This window comes from Prochlorococcus sp. MIT 1342, assembly GCF_047304495.1.
Taxonomy (GTDB): domain Bacteria; phylum Cyanobacteriota; class Cyanobacteriia; order PCC-6307; family Cyanobiaceae; genus Prochlorococcus; species Prochlorococcus marinus_D.
Window position 1 is genome coordinate 1265639 of the sequence record NZ_CP138957.1, and the last position, 21571, is coordinate 1287209.

Genomic DNA, 21571 nt, shown 5'->3' on the forward strand with positions numbered 1-21571 from the left:
CAGCGTAAAGGGTGGTTGATGCTGATAGCAGTGCTTTAGCGCCTTATTCTTTCACCATGAAGCTGTTGTACTCATTGAAGCTGTCGATTTTAAGAGAATCAATTGGTTTACTTAGGCCTGTAGCAATACTGATTGCATCATTGATTTCATCGAGTGAAACTTGGCCTTCTTGATCGAGTAGCACCTCACCTTGACCATCGATCACCACCACTTGAGGGATGCGTCCATGCCAGTAATAAGACTCATCTTGGGGATCGTTGCTTGTTCGTCCTTGAAACTCGTCTGTGGTCAATGGGATCAGATCAATGGAATCTCTCCATATCAATTTAATTGTTGAAACCACAGGCGAGAAAGCCTTGCTGACGGCGCTGTCATCGAGATAAAACACGATCACACTTGTGCGCTTCTCTCTAAGGGCTTCGGGAAGGTTTGTTGCTTGCCCGTAACCCAATGAACCATCACCCGCATAGATCGGAAAGATGTTGCCGTCGTAGGCATCGTCATCTCGGATGGCTTGGACTGGGGGCACCATCAGAAGAATGGCCAGACCCAAGCTCAGGAGTGCTTTGAGCAGATGGGTCATGGGCAGTACACGGAGATGTTTAATGCTCATTTTGGCGCTTGATTGCCTCGAAAGTGTGGGAATTAGCCACCTCTCAGGCTGCGTCCCATTCCCTGCGCGATTCCTCGTCCAACCAGACCAATAGCACGGCCTAATACCTGCGTAAGCACGACCACCATGAGATCACCGATGCGTTTGATCAGGGATTGCATTGAGGGTGCCAGAGCATCGCGGGCTTCGAGCAATAGAGCAACTTGCTGCTGCCACCAACCAAGCTGGCTGAGTTCTTCATCACGAGGTTCGGTGAGCAGTAATGGCTCGATAATGCCGTCTCGCAACCTGTAGAGGAGTCGTTTGCTTTCGTAGAGCTGGATTGGTCTTTGAATCCAGTTTTGCCAACGGGCCTGACTATTGAGTTGATTACGCAATCGCTCGAGTTCTCGTGTGGAGATCAAGTGCTGGTTCAGTAGGAATCGGCGTAGTTCGGGCCACTCCCCACAGGTTCCGAGAACTTCGGCACTGATTATTTCAGCGGTTCGTACGAGCCAGTTACCCACCAACATTTCGAGTTGCAGTAAGGCACGAGGGGAATCTGCCGGCAGCAGCTGCCCCTCAACAAGCACGGGTCTGTCGAGCAGCAATGGAGCCAGCATTCTCTGGGGGTCTGGAAGTTCTTGATCAATTCCCTTGAGATCCGCAGTAGCAAGCAATTGATCTGCCACTGGTTTGAGTTCACCAGCTCGAGGAAGTCTGACGTAATTACCTGCCATAGATCGCAGGGCTTGTTCACGTAGTTCAGATTCGAGCGTCAGCCAGGAGCCATTGAGTGGGGTCTCGGTACTGTTGGGTTGACGCAGCTTTTTGAGCACATGATCCAATTGGTTCAAAAGGGCAAGGAGTAGGTCACGACGTCGCTCAGGATTGAGGCTTTCAATCGCTAGCAGGCTGCCTGTTGAATTTCTGAGTCCTTTTTCTACGGAATCGCTAAGCCGCTGACGGATCGCTCCCCATACCGCCACTGCGTTCCGTTCACTGAGGCAGATAACCGTTCCGGCAGCTTCTGCTGAGATCTGTCTTGAAGCATCGAAATCGAAATTGATGCGTGCCTTTTGGGATGGCCGATTTTTGGGGAAAGGGTTGCGTAGACCCACTTGCAGCGGGCCCCAAATCCATAACAAAAAATCTCTTGCACTACGGAGTTCCCGCTGGCGCCCTTCCATCAAAAGACGAAACAGTTCATTTTTGGGCGGTGGGTTGAGGAATGCTTCGATCAACCTCAGATCGTTGTCGATCTGCTGGAGACCACTCACCAACAGCCACTGACCAAGCCCCATCGTTGCTTGGGGAATGCTGTCTTGGGAGACGGGGGCAGCATTGAGTCTCACAACTCTGCCACCGCCACAAAGAGTGGTGATGGCAGCCTGCAATGTGGCCAGATCGGGGTCTTGAAGTAGGCCTGGACAATCGAGGCTCAACAACTCGTTTGCATTGAAACGAAGCTGGGCCGGAAGGATCAGCATTACTGGCGCAGGTTGCCAATGCTCCTGAAGTCTTTTGAGTTCCAGTTGCAATGTGCTGAGAGTTTCGAGACTCTCAACCGACAAGATCACTAGGACTGGGTGACGACTCAGCTGGTCCGTCCGCAGAATGACATCCAGGTTTGGGTTTGCACTGCTGAGCTGCAACGCTAAGGATTCACCGAGCAGATCGGGAGCCAGCAACAGGATCTGAGTGGATGTGCTGTCCGCCAAATTCACCACGGCACAAGGCTTATGCCATCAAGGTAACGAGCGTTAGGCAAATCCTCCAGTCCGTTGAGATCTTGATGTTTTTAGTCGTGGTTATTACATGCTGGCCGACCGCTGAGTTGAAGGGTGTAGGAGTGAATGCAGTAACCAGTTTTGGCCTCGATTTGATCGAGCAAATCCTCAGGGAGTTCTATATCAAGGTCTGTGATGTTGCCGGTCTCTATGCAAGTGAGGTGGCTATGAGGATCACTTCGGTAGCTGTATAGGCGACCATTGGCTCGATCGAGACATTCGATCAGTCCTGCTGATTGAAGTGCCTCCAGGTTCTGATAGACGGATGTGTGACCAATGGACCGTCCACAGGTGTTGAGCTTTTGAAAGATATCGCGAGCACTGAGATGAGTGGCTTCGCTCCAGAGGAGATCCAGCACCATGCGCCGCTGACGGCTTAGTCGCATCCCAAGCCGCCGGCAGCGTTCGAAGGCTCCCTGCACTCCATCTTCATCCCGCTCAGCACTTGAGCCGCTGATCTTGGGAGCGGTGTGCATCACAACTGAAGTGATAATGAATTCAATTTACGGCTCCAGCAAGGTCAATTCATAGTCCAAGGTCCTCATGCCATCAGTGGTTTGCTAGTTGGTGGGTCCTGCAGTCGGCCATCGCCAATGGCTCGGATTGCTTCTTTTAGATCCACCTTGCCGTCGTAGAGAGCTCTTCCCACAATCACCCCACTCACTCCATAGGGTTCAAGAGCCAGCAGACTAAGTAGATCGGCCATGCAACCCACGCCTCCGGAGGCGATTACTGGAACGCTACTGGCGTTTGCCATTGCACGTAGTGACTCTAGGTTCGGCCCTTCAAGGGTTCCATCAGTTGCAATGTCTGTGCTGATGATTGCGGCGATACCGGCAGCATTGAAATCGGAGGCTAAGTCTGTTGCATTCACCTCGCTTTGGCTAATCCATCCTCGCGTTGCCACCTTGCCGTTTTTGGCATCGATGCCGACGATAATCCGACCAGGATTCCTTTGGGCAAGCTGTTTCACTAGCTGGGGTTGCTCTATTGCCACGGTGCCAAGGATGACTTGTTCAAGGCCGTAGGCGATGAGTTCTTCGGCTCGTTCGAGAGTGCGCACACCACCCCCGAGCTGGACAGGAATATTGAGGGCAGAGGTAATAGCTCGCACACAGGAATCGTTGACCGGCTCACCAGATTTGGCGCCATCGAGATCCACCAGGTGTAGGCGAGTTGCCCCCTGCTTCTGCCAGCTAAGGGCTTGATCAACGGGGTCCTCGCTGAAGCGAGTCACCTTCTCGTAGTCCCCCTGGTGAAGTCGCACGCACACGCTGTCCAGTAGGTCGATGGCTGGGATGATCTCCATGATTGGCAAAGAACGTTGCCTTAGACCTCCATCCTGCAGGGCGAAGGGCCTTCAGTTGCTGATCGAACGCGCTTCAATATGCGCGTTTGATGATTCAGCTGTTTTGAAGATTCTGATCATGGGGGGAACCCGATTTGTCGGCAAGCCTCTGGTTACTCGACTTCAGGCCCAAGGCCATGCGCTCACGTTGTTCACACGAGGCCGCCATTCTTTACCAGATGGTGTGGAACATCTCAGTGGTGATCGAACCACTCCTGAGGGGCTGAGTCGTCTTCAAGGCCGAAGCTTCGATGTCATCGTCGACAGCTCAGGGCGCAAGCTTGAAGACAGTCAAAGGGTGGTGGCCTGTACAGGAGAGCCAAAGCATCGTTTCCTCTATGTCAGTTCCGCTGGCGTCTATGCAGATTCCGAAGAGTGGCCACTGAATGAGGAGAGTGCAACCGACCCGAACAGTCGTCATGCCGGCAAGGCTCAGACCGAATCATGGCTGCTTCAGCAAGGAATTCCCTTTACCAGTTTCCGACCTACTTATATCTATGGTCCTGGTAATTACAACCCAATTGAACGTTGGTTTTTCGATCGTATCGTCCATAATCGACCGGTTCCTTTGCCACGAGATGGCACCACCATCACCCAATTGGGGCATGTTGTTGATCTGGCTGATGCCATGGTTCGTTCCCTTGAGGTGGAGACAGCAGCGAATCGCATTTACAACTGTTCCAGCAAGCGTGGTATCACCTTCAGGGGCTTGATTGCAGCGGCAGCAAGGGCTTGTGGCAAAGATCCAAATGCCGTTGAGCTTCGTTCTTTTGATCCTTCAGGCCTGAATCCCAAAGCTCGTAAGGCCTTCCCGCTAAGGCTGAGTCATTTCCTTACCGATATCACCAGGGTGGAGCGGGAATTGGCATGGCAGCCACGCTTTGACCTTGAGACTGGCCTCGAAGATAGCTACTGCAACGACTACTCCTTGAAGCCAACGGCTGAACCAGATTTCAGTGCCGATCAATCCTTGATCGGGGTTTGATGTATGCCACCGCAGAGCTAAACGCCAGGATCAGAGATGGCCAGAACAACCACCAGCCCAGGTGCTGCATATTTAGGCAAAAGTTGTGGCTTCCCCAACTAGGCGGCCACAACAACAGCAGCATGCTTAGGAATTGAAGGATCGTCTTTGCTTTACCTCCCCAAGAAGCAGGAGCACCAGATGAGGCTTGAGCACGCCAACCGGAAATCAGTAGTTCCCTGGCCAGCAGTAACCAAATCGACCAAACAGGCAAGGCCTCGTTGCTGGCCAACCAGATCATTGGTGCTGCTAGAAGAAGCTTGTCAGCAAGCGGGTCCAGGCGAGCGCCCCAGCTACTACCACCACCAGCTCTGCGGGCCAGCCAGCCATCGGCGGCGTCGCTAAGACCTGCCAGCAACAACAACACCCATGCCAGAGCAGGCTGACCCAATTGAAGCAACAACACCAGGGGGAGACCTGCGACAGACCTCCCCACGGTTAGAGCATTTGCCGATCTTCTCAGTGTTGATGGTGAACCGAGGCGGGATGGTGCACTCACAGGCTCAGAATGAATGAACTTGCATGTGATTCATGGTGCTCCAGCAGACGGTGAAGGATGTCATGTCAACGCCGGTTCTCAGTGTCGTGCCAGCCACATCTCTGCAGGAGGCTGTTCAACTACTGAGTGATCACCACATCAGTGGCCTGCCAGTTGTCAACGACGATGGCACGCTTGTGGGGGAACTCACTGAGCAAGATCTGATGGTGCGCGAGAGCGGCGTTGATGCTGGTCCGTATGTGTTACTGCTCGACAGTGTTATCTACTTGCGCAACCCCCTTAACTGGGATAAGCAAGTTCACCAAGTGCTCGGTACTAGCGTCAACGACTTGATGCGCAGCGACACCCATACCTGCAATGAAGCACTTCCATTACCAAGGGCCGCCGCCATGCTTCATGACCGCAGTACGCAGCGCTTATTTGTAATCAACGATCAGCGCAAACTTGTTGGGGTGATTACCCGGGGTGATGTTGTTCGAGCTTTATCAATGCAGGGTCACTAGTGCCGCCTATCGAAGCTCGCGAATATGCAATAGCCAATCTTGAGGCGTAGGGAATTCAACCCGATTCAAATTGGCAAGTCCTTATCGTTAGGAGCCTGCTATGAAAACGATTGATTGAACTGTTAGTTGATCAGTCCTACCTCTGATGCAGACAGCGGTGGTGGAGGTAATAGCGGTAGTGGTGGAGCTCCGATCAGTGGGGGAGGCTCGATTTCGGCTGGATTGTCATGGATCGGGTCTCTTTGTTGATGGATCTCCTGGGCTGGAGGCAGGGCCTCGCCTTCCCGAAGCAACAAAGGTGGTGGCAGATCCGGTGGAAGCAGGGGGTTGCCCCATTCCAGATCCGTTCTCAAGGGATCGTTATCTTGAAGATTCGAGGGTGAATCGAACTTTTCGGGCGTTTCGAGCAATACCAGTGGATCTGCCGTAATCGGCGGTTCCCGTAAAGGAGCTCGATCACTATTACGAGCCAGAAAAGTGCTTTGGCTATCGCTGGGAATGGTAGTGCCGGGCTTGGGCGCCCAGATCATCCTGGCGATGGGCTCCACACCTTGCTCGATCAATCGATTCAGTCCAGCTAGGGCCCGGTCGAACAGTCTTCCGCCCGGCCATTGTTGGCAATTAACTCCATTGCAGTCTTGCGCCCCATCAATCCTGGGGCTGAGAGAGGCTGCCAAGGTGCCCTGAAGTTGGAAGCGCCGTTCACTGAGCCTCAGGAGATAGGGAACATGCACAAAGCTTGTGACACCACCGCTGATCCAATTGGCGTCATCCTCCGTGAAGCCCTTGACGCCTGGAATGATCAAACGACTCTTGGAGGCATGGTCTGGCATGTAAGCCGCCACAAGGCCACGGCTGCGGGCTAAATCCTTGCTCTGTTCAAGGGTTAACCCATCTCTACTCATTAATACCTCTATACGCCCGTCTTGTCGCAGGCCCATGATCATCCTGATGCGAGGAAGGTAGTAGCGGATCCGCTGGCCCATGCTGATGCTGTATGCGCCCTTGTAGCGAGGAGGAGGCGCTTCCAGATCGTTGTAAATGCTGTGTAGTCCACCGATAAAGGTGTCGTAGGTGGAGGCACGATTGGCTGTTAGTTCTCCGTAACCGAAGTCAACTCTGCCGTTGTAGCGAATGCCTATATAGGCGCGTTGGATGGAGGCAGCGCGGTTACGACTTCTCCAGACGCGTTGACCCAACTTGAGATCTCCAAGGGGAACTGTGATCTCTTGGCCACCAATGTCGACATGCCGCTCGTACATCGGACCAGAGACAAATGCCAGTGAAGAGGAGTCCTGGAAAGCGTCCTGTTCTCTATCCCAGCCTTCAAGAAGGCCGAACTTCACTTTACGTGGATCAAAATCGAGTGCGTACACATCATCGTTTGGTCGATAGCGAAAGGGAGCATTCACTTGTCTCTTAATGCTCTCTGGGACGACTTGACTTGGGTTGAAGCGTTCGGGTGCTTTCGGAGCCAGAGCCACAAGACCAGCAAAAACAGTGAGCGGCAACCCAATCACAAGTAAGCGTTTGGATAGCTGAGATCTCCTACGCTGAGGCCGCCGTCGCCGCCTTGGCGGGGAGGCTGTGCGACCAGCACGTCTAAGTGGGGCTGCCTTTGCTTTGGTTGTAGCTGTTTTCGTTCGGGGCAAGTAAAAAAATGGCTACCTTCACCATCAGCAAATTCAGCTAAAGCTCACTGCATCAATGGCTTCCCGTCAACTCCCTAGATGAAAGAAGTCGTTAGTGAATGGCTTCTTACTCAAAAATGAAACAGGTAAAAACTTTCGAGCTTCAAACCTTCTCTACCAGAATTTATTACCTTCTCATGATTCCAAAAGGGCTTTCTGTACTGAATTTTGATCCCTTTCAAGCCTTTTCATAGTCAATGCTTGTTAGCCGTATTTTTTCTGCATCCGTTTTCTATTCCTAGCCACATCAATATTGCTTAGGGAAGAATTTGGCTTGGCTGGCTTTGTCATGCCATCGAAACGCGATCAATCTGTTTGACCTAGTTACGCCGTCTGATGCTGTCTTATTCAAAGGTTGTGGTTGCGTGAGGAAACCATCTGCAACACTTCCAAGCACTTAAGGCTTACAAAAGGAAATAGCAAAACGCTCTTCAGGGCTGTTGATCGCAATCTAGGATGACCTTTGCATTCGTAGCTTCTAGATGACTCTTTTTCTGATTAGTGCCCTAGTTGGATCCGTTCTGGCAATGATTTTGATCGTTCGTCGCCTTGAACAGAAATAAGCTGTTGCTTGTCTCTCCTCTGAAGTTCTTGCTCAGACTGGTCTTACAACCTTTCTTGTCGTGGTGGTGTGGATAAGAGTCGTACGCAGTCCTATGGCAGCCTTAGGTGAGATGGGCTTTTCAGTTCGTGTATAGGCGATTGATGAGCGACATGAATTTAAAGAGACAGCTCTTCGTTGCTGCCTTGATTGTCATGGCGACTCCGTCTCCCCTTCAGGCAATGGCTTTGAGGGTTGGAGTGAGTGGTTCGCCACCATTTGTGGACAAGAAAGCTGGTGTATATGAGGGAATTAGTGTTGAAGTTTGGCGTCAAATTGCTAATGCAGAGAAGCTTGAATACTTTCTCATTCCATATCCCAACATAGATTCGAACATCAAGGCGGTGGCTGATGGAAAGATTGATTTAGCCATCGGGCCTATCAGCATTACGCCAGATCGAGTAGCAAGAAATGGGATTGAATTCACGCAACCTTATTTCTATGCAGAGGAGGGTGTTTTAGTACCATCACAGCCACCCGGACTGTGGGCAAGGATCAAGCCTCTCTTTGGTGTCGCTGCTTTATCTTCTATCACTTTCTTGCTCTTTACGCTTTTCTGTGTAGGCAATCTGATTTGGCTTGCAGAGCGAAAACGCAACCCTGAACATTTTCCGCCTCAATATATAAAGGGTCTAGGGAATGGGATTTGGTTTGCCTTGGTTACACTCACAACCGTAGGTTACGGAGACCGTGCACCTTTAACGAAAGCAGGAAGGTCTATAGCAGGGGTCTGGATGGTAATTTCGCTAGTATCAGTGTCGACAATTACTGCAGGATTGGCTTCGGCATTTACCGTCTCGCTATCTCAGACGCAATTGCCTGGGATAATGAAACCATCGGATTTGGATGGTGAATTAATTGGTGCAGTTACTGGCACCACAGGTGTATCTTTAGCCAGATCATATGGTGCACGGCCTTTTCCAGTGCCAACCCTTAAGGAAGCCATTCATCTAATCAAGAGAAATAAAGTCTCAGGAGTGATCTCAGACACACCTATCTTGAGTTATTACATGAAAAACAATCCAGACAAATCTCTAACATTAGCACCTTTTAGACTTTCCCTTCAGGCCTATGGATTTGTCGTGCCTAGTGATAGTCCATTGGAACGTTTGATTAACATTGAACTCCTTCGTCTTGAACGCAGTCATCAAGTTAAAGCGATAAGCGACAGGCTTTTGAAATAATTCCTCTGATCTAATACTCACAAACATTTAGTTTTGCAGCTGACACCTCAGCACTGCTAGCGCTTCATCGGGTAGTCCCAAAAATTGATCCAGCCATGCGGCTCCACTGAGTGGCACGATGGCGACGCCCACAAGTACGGCATTGCCATCCGCATCAAGTGCCTGTCCTTGTACATGATGGCGCTGACTCTCAACCTTTCCACTGCTGAGGCATGTGTTCACAGTCAGATCAGGAGCAGTGAGCCAACTGCCAACTGTGAAACAGAATTGCGCTTCAAACTTAAGTGATAGTTCACCACTATCGGGTGCGAAAGACCCTTCAAGCTTTTGGGTTGTAATGCTGATGTTCAAACCAGGAGGCATTGGCAAGCCAAGTATCTGTGTTGTGCGCCAGCTGAGAGCAGGAATGATCAGGTTTTTTGGATCAAAGCGAAGACTTCTCAGCCCATCTTGATCCAAAGGCCCGAGAAGGCCGTCTCCACCACCACCTCTAGCGTCATAGCTAAAGGCTGGATAAGCACCGATGGCTAGACGACATCCTTTCTGACTTGTCAGATGCATTACGGAGGACAAAATAACAACTTGGCAGATCCCCACGTTGACAGAGGTTAAGAGCAGGTGTATTCAGATCAACTTATAAAATTAATAAGCGCTGCCTACATTGACCCTCCATAGATGCAGTATTTAATTAGAATTATTTTACACTGGATAACTAAGTCGATCAACGATCGACTTAAAAGATTCGAAACAAATCATTGCCGCAGAAGCTATAAAGATACTTTTATCTCAATATTATTTTCATAGAGATTGAGACTATAAACATCCAGCAAACCGCCCCTCCAACTGTTCAATGAAGCAAAGACGAACCAATAACACTATTTAGTCAACCTTCTAATACTGCACTTACGTCAGCATCTAAACAGTCAAGATCCTCGCTATTTAGTAGAACTGATCGTCACCCGTCTAACTGACGATGACGGCGTAGTCCATCTTCAATCAAGAACGAGGCAAGGCTGCTACAGCTACGGCTTTCTGCAAGGGCATGCTGCTTGAGCCGATTCATCAAACCCACCGGCAGGGTCACATTGAGGCGTTCCGATTGAGCAGAATCGGCCACCATTGCTGCACTTGGAGCCTCTTGAGAGAATCGTTGGCGCTCTTGCAGCTCGGCCATTGGGTTCTGCAGTGACGACACTTTGACGTCTTAGCTTGGCATCAATAGTTCAGCAATAACTTGCCATTCATGCCCACAAGCTCTCTATGGCAATCTTCGAGTCGTCTATCGATCAGCTCTGAGGACCGGTATTTACTGTTGACTTCTTAATCTGTGCTTTCTCGAAGGAGAACTCCATGCGATCGCTGCCATTGAAGCTTGCTCCAGGCAGCGACCTGCTGATAAGCCTTCAGAAAATAGCTCAGGAACAGAACAGCTCAGGTTTTGTTCTTGGTGTGGTTGGCAATCTTTCGCGTGCAGCATTTCAGTGTCCTGGTCAGTCAGGGCCTACTGTCCTCGAGGGAAACCTGGAGATCATCACTCTGAATGGCACAGTTTCTCCCAATAGTGTGCATCTGCATCTAAGCCTCTCTGATAGTGCCTGTCAGGTATGGGGTGGCCATCTTGAACCAGGAACCCTTGTGCTCAAGGGTGCTGATCTGTTGGTGGGTTTATTGGATCAGTCTCTCCCACAAGAGCCTTCTGATCCTTCTCAGACACCAAGGGTGGAAATTGCTGTTCTGCCTGGTTGCCCTTGGTCGACCAGAGCTCTTCGGATGCTTGGTTCTCTTTCCATTCCGCACACCGTTAAGAGCATCGACAATGATGCCTCTTTCAAAGCGTTCAATCAGCGTAGTGAGCTCAATACTTTCCCTCAGGTGTTCATCGATGGTGAGTTGATTGGCGGTTACGATGAACTATCGAAAATGCATGCTTCTGGCCAACTAGAGACACTGCGATGAGTAGTGATCAAGGCAAAGCAACTACAGCAAGCTTTTGGGATGAAAAACCCTGGTGGTGTCAACCCTGGAGCATTCTGCTCACAGGTGTTGCTTGTGTCGCTATCAGCTGGTGGTGGCCCAGTCTGCTTTGGTTTACTGTTCTGATCGCTATAGGCGTGATCGGATGGTGGGGCTTGTTTCTCGTGCTAGCCCCAGCGATCTATCGCCAGCAGATTCAGCAGCAACTTTCGGAACAGGATTAAATCTCATCCTGATGGATCTCAATCTTTAAATATCACGCCCCATCATTGGATCAATCTCCAAACAAGCTTGGTCCTGAAAAACATCTCGTTAATTGCTCCGTTATGGCCTCGCTGCTAAAGATCCGGCCGCTGCAACGCAATGACATCGCTATGGTTACGCAATGGGCCAGGGCAGAGGGTTTTGCTCCTGGTGTTGGTGATGTAAGTATTTATCGTCATACCGACCGTCAGGGATTATGGGTGGGTTGGCTTGGCAATCAGCCTGTCGGTTGCATTGCTGGAGTTCGCTACAACGCCGCCTATGGCTTCATCGGATTGTTCCTTGTCATTCCGGAGCATCGAGGTCATGGGTATGGAGTTGAGCTATGGGAACATGCTCTCGAGCATCTCGTTGATCTTCCTTGCGTTGGTTTAGAGGCTGCGTACGATCGAATTGACGACTATGCCGGATGGGGTTTTGCAATTTCATCGCCGACAACTCGCTGGCAGAGGATTTGTGATGGCAACCTGATTGACGACGATGACTATTCCAATAGCGAAGGGTTGCAACTGCTTGAGGGTGATTCGATTCCCGCGATGGCTGTGCAGTCTTATGACGCCATACGTGAACCCAGCCCCCGCCCTCACTTCCTTTCCGATTGGCTTCAGCATCCTGCCGGTAATGTGTTGGCCCTGGTAGATGGCAACGATTGTTGCCATGGATTTGGCAGGATCCGGCCTTGTTTATTACGTGATGGCGAAGGCTGGCGGATTGGGCCGCTATTGGCTGATAGTCCGCAACTCGCGGAGCTGTTGTTGAAGCGTTTGATCCAACGCCATCCAGGTGTGGTGATCTTGGACGCACCTGGAGGAAACTCTTCGGCAGAGCCCCTGCTGAAACGACTTGGCTTCAGTGCTGTTTCTCAAACTTTGCGCATGTATCGCGGAGAACAACCATCTATTCCTTTAGACGAGGTTTATGGTTTGGCCTGCTTGGAGTTGGGTTAAAAAAATCCTCCAATCAAGCTGGTTAATAAACCAGACTTGACTGAAGGATTTGAAACGATTGATTGACTTTTAACTACCAACCACTGCTGGCTTGGGCTTCAACATAGGCTGCTACATCAGCTATATCTGCTGCACTGAGGACGTCTGCAAAAGAAGGCATGCCGCCTTTACCGTTGGTGACCTGGGCAACAATTGCTTCTTCATGCCCTGAGCCGTAGTTGCTTAAGGTTGCTTCTAGGGCCGCTTTTTGAAGGGTCTTTGCAGGATCAACGATGTTGCCGCCGCCAGCGTGGCATGCGGCACAAGTAGACGAGAAGACTTGTCCGCCATGGGCCGAGTCAGCAGCCATCACCCAAGAAGGAGCTGCAAAGCATACGGTGATAGCAAGGAGAGCTGAAAGTAGCCTACGCATCAGAAGCAGGTATCAACGCCAACCATTGTTGGTGATCAAATGGGCATTGAGCTCTTTTGGATAGAAGCTGTTATTAATTCAAATATTCACCGAAAGACCAACTCCTTGTTGATCTTTGTAGATCAAGGCGAAGCCTAGCTTGGCTAAGCAAGGGGGCAGGAATCTCCCTTTGATAGTTCAGTTGCTGGGTTTTTGCCTAGAGCAAAGAAAAGGCTTCTACTCGGTAGAACGTTCTTATCTCCCTTAACCACTAACCGATTCATCAAGATCTCCTAGTCAATTGCTGACTTTTTCCCATCAAAGGGCATTTCTTATCTAGTTATGGGTTGATGAAATCCTACAGGGGCCCCATGTCGTTCTCAAAGAAGGCCCTTTTGCTCCTTTCTGTGGTTGTTCTCGGTGTTGGCATCACGGCTTGCAGCACCTCAGGCACCTCAGGGTCATCCGGCCGTCTCAGTGGAGCTGGTGCCACTTTCCCTGCAAAGATCTATACCCGTTGGTTCAGTGATCTTGCCAAGGCTGGGGGGCCACAGGTCAACTATCAGGCTGTTGGCTCTGGATCTGGTCGTAAAGCCTTCATTGATCAGACCGTGAGCTTCGCGGCATCGGATGATCCGATGAAGCAAGAAGATATTGACAAGGTTCAGCGTGGCTTGGTGCAAATCCCCATGGTGGGAGGCACAATCGCCTTTGGCTACAACCGAGACTGCGATCTGAAGTTGACCCAAAAGCAAGCGGTTGAAGTTGCTCTTGGCAGCATCACTGATTGGGATCAACTCAATTGCCCTGCAGGCAAGATCACTTGGGTGCATCGCTCTGATGGCTCTGGCACCACCAAGGCTTTTACCAATTCGATGCAGGCCTTTTCTAAACAATGGACCTTGGGAACCGGGAAATCAGTGGAATGGCCAACAGGGGTAGGCGCTAAAGGGAATTCAGGTGTTGCTGGTGTGATTACAAATACACCTGGCGCGATCGGCTATGTGAATCAGTCATTCATCAAAGGAAATGTCAAAGCTGCTGCACTTGAAAATCTCTCTGGCGAGTTCCTCAAGCCAAGTGTGAATACAGGAGCTGCTGCCCTCAATGGCATCCAGTTAGACGCCAATCTTGCCGGTACCAATCCAAATCCCACAGCCAAAGGTGCTTATCCGATTGCCACCCTCACCTGGTTGTTGGCATACAAAACTGGTAATGGCAGCAACCTTGACGCACTCAAAACAACCTTTGACTACATGTTGAGTGATGAGGCTCAGGCGCAAGCTGATGGGTTGGGTTTCGTTCCCCTGCAAGGCAAAATTCTCGACAAAGCTCGTAGTGCCGTTGGCTTGGTCGGCAAGTGATCAAATCACGAGACCCGTTTAAGTCGACTTATTAGAATCATTAAAAGTGAAGCTAATAACTTCCTTTAAATGTCTCCCTCTTGTGTACCCTATATTGATTGTAATTTAGGAAGCAAAACGTTGTGATCAATTGCTCTTCAACTGAGCTTAACCCTGGCAAGTATCAATAACCAGACGAATGGTTGCTATGGTTTCGCTGATGTTGTTTCTCCTCAAGGAGTTCGCTTTCGAGCTGTTCAATCAGCTTAGTAACGAGTGCTTGAAACTCAGGTTGACAGCCTCTAAATGCAGCCTTGTGACGAATGGGTTCATTACGAGTACGCAGGTCGGTAAGCATCAGCTGTAAGGCATCAATTCTGGCATTGGTGTTCATGACCAGATACTACTCATCTGACGACACTATGACGCCAGAGCATTGATGGTTTTGAGTGCTTGTTGCATTGTGATTCTCTTCAGGTCAGGGTCGCTCGTGACCTCGATGATGCGGCCAATTGACGATGGAGTCTTGAGGGCTTCAATGCAGCATCGCGCTACTAATCGACGCGGGATTCTAGCGTCTTCCTGACAATCGGCCCCTGTAAAAAGGATCCCTTCTTTCTCTAGGTTCTCTTCTCGATCATTCAGGCCGCCCGGTCTGATCACAGTCCAATCGAGACCGCTTTGCTCTAGAGCCTGTTCTCCTAGGCGTTTCCAAACCAAGATCAGGCCAAAAAGATTGAGTGGATGCAACCATCGTCCGGCACAAAGCGAACTAACCAGAACAACCCTTTTGACGCCAACCCTTTTGCAACTGGCGATTTGCTGTCTTACCCCTAAGGCATCCACCCTCGCAGGGCCGGTTAGATCTGCAGAGGGTCTGGCACCTGTTGCGAGAACAAGCGCGCAACAGCCTTCAAGGGCTTCATCGAGGGCTTTTTCATCTGACAATGACAAGCGCCGTAGATCACATTGGCTCAAATTGTCGGGCAAATGGGAGTTTGGACGAAGCAACAGGCGCACCTGATTCCCTTCCTTTAGGGCTTCCTCGGCAACTCGATAGCCGGTTTTGCCAGAGGCTCCACTGATGGCCAGCTTGATGCCCATGTCGTTTTGCTGAAGATTGCACAAGGTCTAGCGAAAATATATATAGAACGCTGTTGTTTGATCAATGCTCAAGCTTCAAAACGCTTGGGTTTTCGCCTTGGCAATGTCGATTCATCACTGCGAGCGCGGTCTTTCAAGCCTGCTGGAGAACCTTTCTTAGGTTCGAAATGTCAAAGAAGATCAGCTTTGATCGCAGGTTATTGAACTGCTCCGCTGCTGATTACTGCGATGTCTTAATGGAGTTGTAGGGGAGTTGCCGCACAATAGAATGGTGAATCATGCGATTTTCATTTCAAAGCATCTTGAGTGAACCAATCCAAACGTAAGCAGATGCTGAGCTTTCGGTTATTACTCCCTGTGTTCTTTGTCGGGATTGCTTGGCTGCAGGAGAGTATTGATCAGATATTTTTTTCGGGTAATTGGAATCTGCCTATAGGGCCTGGACTGCCTTGGTGGGGTCTACTTACCGCTCCATTTAGCCATGCAGACTTTGGTCATCTGACCTCTAACACGATTATGTTTTTACCGCTAAGCTGGTTAGTACTTAGCAAGGGCATTCGTGATTACATTGGTGTTTTAGTTGCTGTTGTTGTGATGGAAATACCGGTTTGGTTATTTTGGCCTAGAGGAAGCCATGGCATGTCAGGTGTTTTGTATGGACTACTCGGCTACCTTTTGTTAATTGGGTTTCTTGAACGCCGTTTCATGACCATTTTATTGTCAGTCGTGGGTTTGGTTCTTTTTGGAAATGCACTTCCGGCTTTGATCCCAGGCGTGTCTCCGGCTGGGGTGAGCTGGATCGGTCATGCTAGTGGATTTCTTGGAGGGATTTTTGCTGCACTTGCTCTTTCACGGGAGCCAAAGCGATTGAATAAGGCTAAGGATTAATAACAAAATATTTTTATAGCTATATATACGTTCATTTAACTCATGACGTCATTTGCGAATGCATAGTTATCAGACAATATCTTATTATTTACCAGGCTAGGCTTTGATCCACTTTACTGGATTGCGTCGTTTTGGATATAGCTCTCTACATAAATCACAGGTTGTTCCATCACATCCCCTTGCGGTACAGTTTTCACGACCATAGTAGATGATCTGGAGATGAAGCTTATTCCATGCTGATTTCGGGAACAGCTTTTTGAGATCTTTTTCTGTCTGAACTACACTGCTGCCATTAGATAGTCCCCATCTTTGAGCTAAACGGTGGATATGCGTATCAACTGGAAATGTAGGCACCCCAAATGCTTGAGCCATGACAACACTTGCTGTTTTATGCCCCACTCCAGGGAGTGATTCTAGATCATTGAAATTCTGTGGTACGGAAGAATGGAAGCGTTGAACAATGATTTCCGAAAGTCTATGTATGTTTTTGGCTTTTTGCTTTGACAGCCCTAGCTGTCTGATCATATTTAGTATTCTCACTTCACCTAACTGATACATCTCCTCTGGGGTCTGTGCATGTTCAAACAGAGATACTGTCACCTCATTGACTTTCTTGTCAGTGCACTGCGCACTTAAAACAACTGCAATCAATAGAGTGAAATCGTCATGATGATTGAGCGGAATGGCAGGATCAGGATAGTGCTCGTTTAGTCGTCGCATGATCGTTTCTGCTCGTTGATGTTTTCTCACGTGTCTTTCATTAAATTGCGACTTGCGGTGTTTGTTTCATTTTTATCATTCATTGGTCAAAAATTTCTTTTTGAACATCTACTTTTGCTTATCTGCCTATGAATCACAATATTAAGTCTACTTTATAAGTTACATGGACACCAACAATTACTTCATTTAGCTTAAGGTTATTTGACCAATCCTTTGGCGGCATATCACGATCACTTCAACCAAAGGTACTTCCATTCCACCCCCAGAGTCGAGCAGGGACATCCTCAAAGCCGATATAGGTTCGATCAGCTGGAATACCAAGATTTTGCTCGATGTGGCTACACACGAGTTCACTCACTTCTTGCGTACGGCTACCATCGAGAGCTCCAATGCTTTTCACCTCCACATAGCAAGTCGGTTCAGTATTTCCCGAAAATGTCATTGGCACACCGCATTGAAGAGATGTCATCACATATTTCTCTGGTTTCCCAAGTAGCTCGGCAAGCTTGCTAGAGAGCTCTTGCAGCAGTGAGTTGGCATCAGCTACAGCTGGAACTGATGCTTGGATGTTGATCAAGGGCATGGACGCAATTGCCTTTTAAGAAGTCTTTAGGAAACTATGCCATTTATCTCGATGCGTAGCTGCTCAATCAGCTACGGCATTCACTAATTGTTGGACTACAGTAAACCGAGCGAGACATTTCAACTTCAAGATTAACGCCAACTAAGAAATAAAAAAAGAATGGCTCGCTAAACGGGATGCCTAAATCTTCTATTTTCTCATCAATAATCACTACATTAATTGTCAATGATGATTACATTTAGAATAGCAAAACTCTTACATTAACGCATTTCCCTAGGGCTGATTATACCTACAGGAACAAGTATTTCATCATTTTTTAGAAACTAAATTTGCAGATCTATTTAACACAACTCTATCAAGCCAACGCTGTATACTTGATAGATATGAAAGCGAATACTGTTATTCATTGTATTCATCATCATAAACCTAGAAGACACGATGCTCTGCCTGCATGAATGCATACTTCAATCCATATTTAAAGTGCTAATAACAGGCAAGTCATCCTCCAGGAATCTGACTGCAAATAGCATATTCATAGCAGTTATTGACTTCTTCTGGCACCGACAGTTATCTAGCTAGCTTTACAATAGGCTTAGCCAAGTCGATCATTATAGACAGATAATTCTTTGATATAGACGCCTGCCATTCTAGCCATCTTTAATTGCTTCTGTGGAGACAAAATCCTTGTGCAGGTCATGAATTCTACTCGCTGTAAGTTATTTTTCATGAATAACATTTGAAACCATACGGCTTCACTTGAATCCAAGCAGCCCCATGAACAGCATGGCTGGCCTTTGTTTTGATCCAAAGCCTGACTCTTGACCAAAAAACCAACACGCTCATTTTTCTGCTTTTTTGCTACTCCCCCCCAATCAAGCGCCCGAATCAATAGCTACCTCTAGAAGTAATAAATATCACATCCCAAGCAAGCATTGATCTGTGCTTGATGGGTAAGAATGATTCATCTGCTTGTGACAATTGTCATCTATTGGGGTCGCTGTTGACTCAAAAATCTCTAGTAGATGCTGGGATCTATCTGACAGCAATGGATCTTGGAAACCTGCCACAAACTTCACCCTTGCTTCTGCTACCAGTCGTTATGGCGAGGAAGAGTTCCCTTACCTCCGTAAACCATTACACAATGCGTCTTGTCCGATATACAGTCAGTAGTCAACTGGAATCGCTGGAATCACTTCAACTCACAGTAGGGCAGAGCATTCTGCTGTCCTCTCAGACGGATCAATCTCGCTACGTGCGGCTGTTTTTTCAGCAGGGCATTGCCAGGATCTCAGGCTCCTTCGGAGATCATTTTCCTGATATCACTTTGGCTTTTTGTGGTGATTCTGAATCTAGTTGGCTTCGGTTACCCGACTGCAGCAACTTTTTACTTGAGGCACTCACAAATAGTTCAATTGGCCTTCATTACGCAGACAACTGCCCGAAAGATCAAGATCTCCTATGGGATTGGCTATTTGATTTTCATCTTGTCAGGCATCCAGTCGGAGCCGAAGCAAGGTTAGTTGCTCTTTTAAAACTTCTGATTGGTCGCTTTGGCATCCGTAGAAGTGAAGGTTATGAATTGCCCTTTCCCCTTGGCCATGCACGCATGGCCGAACTGATTGGGGCCACGCGCTCCACTGTTACTCGTCAGATCACCTTGTTTCGGAACAAGAATGATCTTCAGATAATTGAACCTGGCGGGACTTTTCTGCTCTCGGCACGACTTATCGAATCCACCCCAGCTATGGATATACGATTTTGATGACTAACCACTTGCAAATCAAGGGCCTCTGGTATCACTACGGTGATGGATCAGCAGAAGGTTGGACACTGCAATCCATCAATATGAACCTCCAGAGAGGTGAGCTCGTTGGTTTGTTGGGACCTTCCGGTTGTGGCAAAACAACCTTGCTGCGATTGATTGCTGGATTTGAACAGCCTGTGCGAGGGACAATCTGCATCGATGATCACGAGGTCGCAAGCTCACGGGGAATGCTGCCACCCGAGCGCCGCAGCATAGGCATGGTGTTTCAGGATTATGCTCTTTTCCCCCATCTCAATGCCTGGCGCAATACCTGTTTTGGTTTACGCCGCGGCCAAGACACCAGCCGAGCAGAATGGCTGCTTGAGATGCTTGGCCTAGCGGATCTTCGCAACCGTTATCCGCATCAGCTTTCTGGAGGCCAACGCCAACGCTTGGCACTGGCAAGGGCATTGGCCCCAGGGCCATCACTCGTACTTCTTGATGAACCCTTTTCCAACCTTGATGTTGAGGTACGTCTGCGTTTGCGCAGCGAGCTTGCAGGTGTTCTTCAAACATGTGGTGCCAGTGGTCTGCTTGTGACACATGATCCTCAAGAAGCCCTGGCAATCTGCGATCGGGTTGCGGTCCTGCGCAATGGTGAGCTTCATCAGTGCGCATCACCCTCTGATCTGGTGCAAAAACCAGCCACACCTTTTGTTGGTCGTTTTGTGCTCCAAGGAAACCTGCTTCCTCTCAACATGGGTGGCGAACATTGGCTTACGCCGATTGGTCCTCTCTCAAAACCCACGGAACCGAACGCTGCTAAGGCAACTGAGTTAATGGTCGATGATCAGGCTCTTCAGATTCAGCAGGATCCCAGAGGCGAGGCTCTGATTCAAGGTCGCGAGTTTCTTGGTAGTCACTGGTTGTTGCGTGTGGAGCTTGGAAATCACACCTTGCGTATACGTCAACCACTTGAACGTCCTGTCAAGACAGGCGAGCGCTGCTTCGTCGCCTTCCGCGCGGGACAAAAAGGCCTTCTTTTCCCCGGAGCGATTACATGCCCACTTTGTTGAGGGCAATGCTTGACCACCAAGGCCTAACCAATGGTGCTCTCAATCAATTAACAACTATTAAGGCTACAAATTTATCCTGATCAAGTTGTATTAGCCCTCAATAACCCCTTTTCGCAAAGGAATGGGTAATCAAATCAGCCCCGGCTGCAAACACATTTGCCACCTTTCCACTTCGAGCACTTCCGCTTTTTGCAGGTTTTTTTCTTGTTTTGAACGGGCTCAAGACGTCGCAGACGACTGTCCACAAAGTCATTCCCCAATGCCTTGGCCATAAAGACCTGCGGTAACTCCGCAACTGAGACTGATTCTCATTATATGGGGTCCAAATCGCACCTGAAGAGACCTTTTCAAGATGTAAAAGGGCTTGTAGCATTCGTCACATCACTCTATGCACATTTGCCTGGTTGCTAATCCATCCTCGCCACTCTGTGCAATCTCCACAAGACAAATCATGGCATTGCCTAGCAGTACTAAAGCTGTAGCCCTTACCACTGGTCCTGCAGGACGGGCAATCGCTCAGTCAATGGAAGCTTCTCTGGTTGAGGCTCTCCATCAGCATCTAACCATGGAGAGAAATGCTAGCGCTGCTTACTTTGCTATTGCGATTTGGTTTGCTGAGCGCGAATTGCGCGGCTTTTCCCATTACTTCAAGCAAGAAGCTATTCAAGAACAGGAACATGCCGCCCATTTTGCAGATTACCTGATTGCTCGTGGACAAGCTGTTGTTCTGCAGGATGTACCTTCACCCCGTCAGGAATGGATCTCTACAGATGAAATCATGGCTGCCTCATTCCAGATGGAGGCAGACGTAACAACCTCACTTCATCAGCTTTATGCAATGGCTGAGCGAGCTTCTGATATGCGCACGACAGTGTTCCTTGATCCACTAGTCGATAATCAAGTCGACTCTGAAAATGAGTTTGCTCACCTCTTGGGTCGGGTACGTTTTGCCCAGAATCAGCCCTCTGCAATGTTAATTATTGACGGGGAATTGAGCGATGGAAAGCATTCACCTGCAAAGCTGGCCTAGTAATCGCCATCAATAATCAATATCGATAGATAACTGTGTTTTTAAAATATTGACTAAGAGTGCCTATGAGTTATGGCTAATAAAATCAGACTTTTGTTCTTGAGGCCAACAAGTTCTCATGTCAAGTGGTCTGCTACTGATCTCAATTAGAAATGCAATAGAGAGTTTATCGTCGACACCTTTAAATTGCATTGCTTTGGCTGTTTCGAGTAATTGACTGCGTCGATTGCTGAGCTGCTGAAATTCTTTTTTCAGGCGGCAAGATAGGTTGTAGT

At 48.9% G+C, this 21571-nt stretch carries 25 protein-coding genes; 11 read left to right on the forward strand and 14 right to left on the reverse strand.

Annotated features, from left to right (window positions below):
- Nucleotides 1-43: 43 nt before the first annotated feature.
- From SIB79_RS06575 to hisA, 4 genes are all read right to left on the reverse strand, one after another.
- Nucleotides 44-613, reverse strand: a complete 570-nt coding sequence (locus SIB79_RS06575; RefSeq protein ID WP_063403845.1) for a thylakoid membrane photosystem I accumulation factor — start codon at nt 611-613, stop codon at nt 44-46.
- Nucleotides 614-645: 32 nt separating this feature from the next.
- Nucleotides 646-2322 carry a DUF3685 domain-containing protein gene (locus SIB79_RS06580; RefSeq protein WP_063403844.1) on the reverse strand — a complete coding sequence of 559 codons (1677 nt, stop codon included), beginning with the start codon at nt 2320-2322 and terminating at the stop codon, nt 646-648.
- Between the two features lie 71 nt (nt 2323-2393).
- Nucleotides 2394-2858, reverse strand: a complete 465-nt coding sequence (locus tag SIB79_RS06585) for a Fur family transcriptional regulator (RefSeq protein ID WP_063403843.1) — start codon at nt 2856-2858, stop codon at nt 2394-2396.
- Nucleotides 2859-2923: 65 nt separating this feature from the next.
- A complete protein-coding gene (hisA, locus tag SIB79_RS06590) occupies nt 2924-3691 on the reverse strand; it encodes a 1-(5-phosphoribosyl)-5-[(5-phosphoribosylamino)methylideneamino]imidazole-4-carboxamide isomerase (RefSeq protein WP_063403842.1) in 768 nt (255 codons plus the stop codon).
- Between the two features lie 118 nt (nt 3692-3809).
- Here hisA and SIB79_RS06595 point away from each other — a divergent pair, with 118 nt between their 5' ends.
- Nucleotides 3810-4715: an NAD-dependent epimerase/dehydratase family protein gene (locus tag SIB79_RS06595; RefSeq protein WP_196757625.1), complete on the forward strand. Its 906-nt coding sequence runs from the start codon at nt 3810-3812 to the stop codon at nt 4713-4715.
- Here SIB79_RS06595 and SIB79_RS06600 read toward each other — a convergent pair.
- Nucleotides 4684-5253, reverse strand: coding sequence for a CDP-alcohol phosphatidyltransferase family protein (locus SIB79_RS06600; protein WP_011129897.1), 570 nt, complete (start codon nt 5251-5253; stop codon nt 4684-4686). The genes SIB79_RS06595 and SIB79_RS06600 overlap by 32 nt on opposite strands.
- A 32-nt stretch (nt 5254-5285) precedes the next feature.
- Here SIB79_RS06600 and SIB79_RS06605 point away from each other — a divergent pair, with 32 nt between their 5' ends.
- Nucleotides 5286-5756 carry a CBS domain-containing protein gene (locus tag SIB79_RS06605; protein ID WP_063403840.1) on the forward strand — a complete coding sequence of 157 codons (471 nt, stop codon included), beginning with the start codon at nt 5286-5288 and terminating at the stop codon, nt 5754-5756.
- Nucleotides 5757-5878: 122 nt separating this feature from the next.
- On the opposite strand, the gene SIB79_RS06610 is transcribed toward SIB79_RS06605, so the two are convergent.
- Nucleotides 5879-7408 carry a hypothetical protein gene (locus tag SIB79_RS06610; protein ID WP_063403839.1) on the reverse strand — a complete coding sequence of 510 codons (1530 nt, stop codon included), beginning with the start codon at nt 7406-7408 and terminating at the stop codon, nt 5879-5881.
- Nucleotides 7409-8203: 795 nt separating this feature from the next.
- Between SIB79_RS06610 and SIB79_RS06615 the strand changes: the two genes are divergently transcribed.
- Nucleotides 8204-9232: a transporter substrate-binding domain-containing protein gene (locus tag SIB79_RS06615; RefSeq protein ID WP_236072650.1), complete on the forward strand. Its 1029-nt coding sequence runs from the start codon at nt 8204-8206 to the stop codon at nt 9230-9232.
- Nucleotides 9233-9259: 27 nt separating this feature from the next.
- Here SIB79_RS06615 and SIB79_RS06620 read toward each other — a convergent pair whose 3' ends face one another.
- Both SIB79_RS06620 and SIB79_RS06625 read right to left on the reverse strand, forming a co-directional pair.
- Nucleotides 9260-9793, reverse strand: a complete 534-nt coding sequence (locus SIB79_RS06620; protein WP_063403837.1) for a hypothetical protein — start codon at nt 9791-9793, stop codon at nt 9260-9262.
- A gap of 394 nt (nt 9794-10187) precedes the next feature.
- Nucleotides 10188-10406, reverse strand: coding sequence for a ribbon-helix-helix domain-containing protein (locus tag SIB79_RS06625; RefSeq protein ID WP_011129892.1), 219 nt, complete (start codon nt 10404-10406; stop codon nt 10188-10190).
- A 176-nt stretch (nt 10407-10582) separates the two neighbouring features.
- Between SIB79_RS06625 and SIB79_RS06630 the strand changes: the two genes are divergently transcribed.
- From SIB79_RS06630 to SIB79_RS06640, 3 genes are all read left to right on the forward strand, one after another.
- Complete coding sequence (locus tag SIB79_RS06630; RefSeq protein ID WP_063403836.1) at nt 10583-11188, forward strand: PCC domain-containing protein; 606 nt, start codon at nt 10583-10585, stop codon at nt 11186-11188.
- Nucleotides 11185-11430 (forward strand): DUF6737 family protein, encoded by a 246-nt coding sequence (locus SIB79_RS06635; RefSeq protein WP_063403835.1) that lies wholly within the window; start codon nt 11185-11187, stop codon nt 11428-11430. The genes SIB79_RS06630 and SIB79_RS06635 overlap by 4 nt, the downstream gene beginning before the upstream one ends.
- 102 nt (nt 11431-11532) lie before the next feature.
- Complete coding sequence (locus SIB79_RS06640) at nt 11533-12417, forward strand: GNAT family N-acetyltransferase (RefSeq protein ID WP_063404102.1); 885 nt, start codon at nt 11533-11535, stop codon at nt 12415-12417.
- Nucleotides 12418-12490: 73 nt separating this feature from the next.
- Here the strand turns inward: SIB79_RS06640 and SIB79_RS06645 are convergent, their stop codons facing one another.
- Entirely contained in the window at nt 12491-12829 is a 339-nt protein-coding gene (locus SIB79_RS06645; protein WP_011129888.1) for a c-type cytochrome, read from the reverse strand.
- Between the two features lie 350 nt (nt 12830-13179).
- On the opposite strand from SIB79_RS06645, the gene pstS reads away from it, so the two are divergent.
- Nucleotides 13180-14172: a phosphate ABC transporter substrate-binding protein PstS gene (gene pstS / locus SIB79_RS06650; RefSeq protein ID WP_413681165.1), complete on the forward strand. Its 993-nt coding sequence runs from the start codon at nt 13180-13182 to the stop codon at nt 14170-14172.
- 163 nt (nt 14173-14335) lie between these two features.
- On the opposite strand, the gene SIB79_RS06655 is transcribed toward pstS, so the two are convergent.
- Nucleotides 14336-14545 carry a hypothetical protein gene (locus SIB79_RS06655; RefSeq protein ID WP_063403301.1) on the reverse strand — a complete coding sequence of 70 codons (210 nt, stop codon included), beginning with the start codon at nt 14543-14545 and terminating at the stop codon, nt 14336-14338.
- A 26-nt stretch (nt 14546-14571) separates the two neighbouring features.
- Complete coding sequence (locus SIB79_RS06660; RefSeq protein ID WP_063403300.1) at nt 14572-15255, reverse strand: SDR family oxidoreductase; 684 nt, start codon at nt 15253-15255, stop codon at nt 14572-14574.
- A 330-nt stretch (nt 15256-15585) separates the two neighbouring features.
- Between SIB79_RS06660 and SIB79_RS06665 the strand changes: the two genes are divergently transcribed.
- On the forward strand, nt 15586-16143 hold the full coding sequence (locus SIB79_RS06665; protein ID WP_063403298.1) for a rhomboid family intramembrane serine protease: 558 nt from the start codon (nt 15586-15588) through the stop codon (nt 16141-16143).
- A 96-nt stretch (nt 16144-16239) separates the two neighbouring features.
- Here the strand turns inward: SIB79_RS06665 and nth are convergent, their stop codons facing one another.
- The 3 genes from nth to SIB79_RS06680 form a co-directional block, all read right to left on the reverse strand.
- Nucleotides 16240-16893 carry an endonuclease III gene (nth, locus tag SIB79_RS06670; protein WP_063403297.1) on the reverse strand — a complete coding sequence of 218 codons (654 nt, stop codon included), beginning with the start codon at nt 16891-16893 and terminating at the stop codon, nt 16240-16242.
- A 205-nt stretch (nt 16894-17098) separates the two neighbouring features.
- The gene (locus SIB79_RS06675; protein ID WP_063397751.1) at nt 17099-17446 is read right to left on the reverse strand and encodes a phenylpyruvate tautomerase MIF-related protein; all 348 of its coding nucleotides are present in this window, start codon (nt 17444-17446) and stop codon (nt 17099-17101) included.
- A 592-nt stretch (nt 17447-18038) separates the two neighbouring features.
- Nucleotides 18039-18335, reverse strand: coding sequence for a hypothetical protein (locus tag SIB79_RS06680; RefSeq protein WP_063403296.1), 297 nt, complete (start codon nt 18333-18335; stop codon nt 18039-18041).
- Nucleotides 18336-18446: 111 nt separating this feature from the next.
- On the opposite strand from SIB79_RS06680, the gene SIB79_RS06685 reads away from it, so the two are divergent.
- From SIB79_RS06685 to SIB79_RS06695, 3 genes are all read left to right on the forward strand, one after another.
- A complete protein-coding gene (locus SIB79_RS06685) occupies nt 18447-19208 on the forward strand; it encodes a helix-turn-helix domain-containing protein (RefSeq protein WP_236072568.1) in 762 nt (253 codons plus the stop codon).
- Complete coding sequence (locus SIB79_RS06690) at nt 19208-20266, forward strand: ABC transporter ATP-binding protein (RefSeq protein ID WP_063403295.1); 1059 nt, start codon at nt 19208-19210, stop codon at nt 20264-20266. The genes SIB79_RS06685 and SIB79_RS06690 overlap by 1 nt, the downstream gene beginning before the upstream one ends.
- 451 nt (nt 20267-20717) lie before the next feature.
- A complete protein-coding gene (locus SIB79_RS06695; protein WP_063399401.1) occupies nt 20718-21296 on the forward strand; it encodes a ferritin in 579 nt (192 codons plus the stop codon).
- Nucleotides 21297-21571 lie beyond the last annotated feature (275 nt).

Bases quoted from the DNA above. Each gene is read 5' to 3' on its own strand.
- SIB79_RS06575 (WP_063403845.1), bottom strand. From the start codon at position 613: ATGAGCATTAAACATCTCCGTGTACTGCCCATGACCCATCTGCTCAAA.
- SIB79_RS06585 (WP_063403843.1), bottom strand. From the start codon at position 2,858: ATGCACACCGCTCCCAAGATCAGCGGCTCAAGTGCTGAGCGGGATGAA.
- hisA (WP_063403842.1), bottom strand. From the start codon at position 3,691: ATGGAGATCATCCCAGCCATCGACCTACTGGACAGCGTGTGCGTGCGA.
- SIB79_RS06595 (WP_196757625.1), top strand. From the start codon at position 3,810: ATGGGGGGAACCCGATTTGTCGGCAAGCCTCTGGTTACTCGACTTCAG.
- SIB79_RS06605 (WP_063403840.1), top strand. From the start codon at position 5,286: ATGGTGCTCCAGCAGACGGTGAAGGATGTCATGTCAACGCCGGTTCTC.
- SIB79_RS06615 (WP_236072650.1), top strand. From the start codon at position 8,204: ATGGCGACTCCGTCTCCCCTTCAGGCAATGGCTTTGAGGGTTGGAGTG.
- SIB79_RS06620 (WP_063403837.1), bottom strand. From the start codon at position 9,793: ATGCATCTGACAAGTCAGAAAGGATGTCGTCTAGCCATCGGTGCTTAT.
- SIB79_RS06625 (WP_011129892.1), bottom strand. From the start codon at position 10,406: ATGGCCGAGCTGCAAGAGCGCCAACGATTCTCTCAAGAGGCTCCAAGT.
- SIB79_RS06630 (WP_063403836.1), top strand. From the start codon at position 10,583: ATGCGATCGCTGCCATTGAAGCTTGCTCCAGGCAGCGACCTGCTGATA.
- SIB79_RS06635 (WP_063403835.1), top strand. From the start codon at position 11,185: ATGAGTAGTGATCAAGGCAAAGCAACTACAGCAAGCTTTTGGGATGAA.
- SIB79_RS06640 (WP_063404102.1), top strand. From the start codon at position 11,533: ATGGCCTCGCTGCTAAAGATCCGGCCGCTGCAACGCAATGACATCGCT.
- SIB79_RS06645 (WP_011129888.1), bottom strand. From the start codon at position 12,829: ATGCGTAGGCTACTTTCAGCTCTCCTTGCTATCACCGTATGCTTTGCA.
- pstS (WP_413681165.1), top strand. From the start codon at position 13,180: ATGTCGTTCTCAAAGAAGGCCCTTTTGCTCCTTTCTGTGGTTGTTCTC.
- SIB79_RS06655 (WP_063403301.1), bottom strand. From the start codon at position 14,545: ATGAACACCAATGCCAGAATTGATGCCTTACAGCTGATGCTTACCGAC.
- SIB79_RS06660 (WP_063403300.1), bottom strand. From the start codon at position 15,255: ATGGGCATCAAGCTGGCCATCAGTGGAGCCTCTGGCAAAACCGGCTAT.
- SIB79_RS06665 (WP_063403298.1), top strand. From the start codon at position 15,586: ATGCTGAGCTTTCGGTTATTACTCCCTGTGTTCTTTGTCGGGATTGCT.
- SIB79_RS06675 (WP_063397751.1), bottom strand. From the start codon at position 17,446: ATGCCCTTGATCAACATCCAAGCATCAGTTCCAGCTGTAGCTGATGCC.
- SIB79_RS06690 (WP_063403295.1), top strand. From the start codon at position 19,208: ATGACTAACCACTTGCAAATCAAGGGCCTCTGGTATCACTACGGTGAT.
- SIB79_RS06695 (WP_063399401.1), top strand. From the start codon at position 20,718: ATGGCATTGCCTAGCAGTACTAAAGCTGTAGCCCTTACCACTGGTCCT.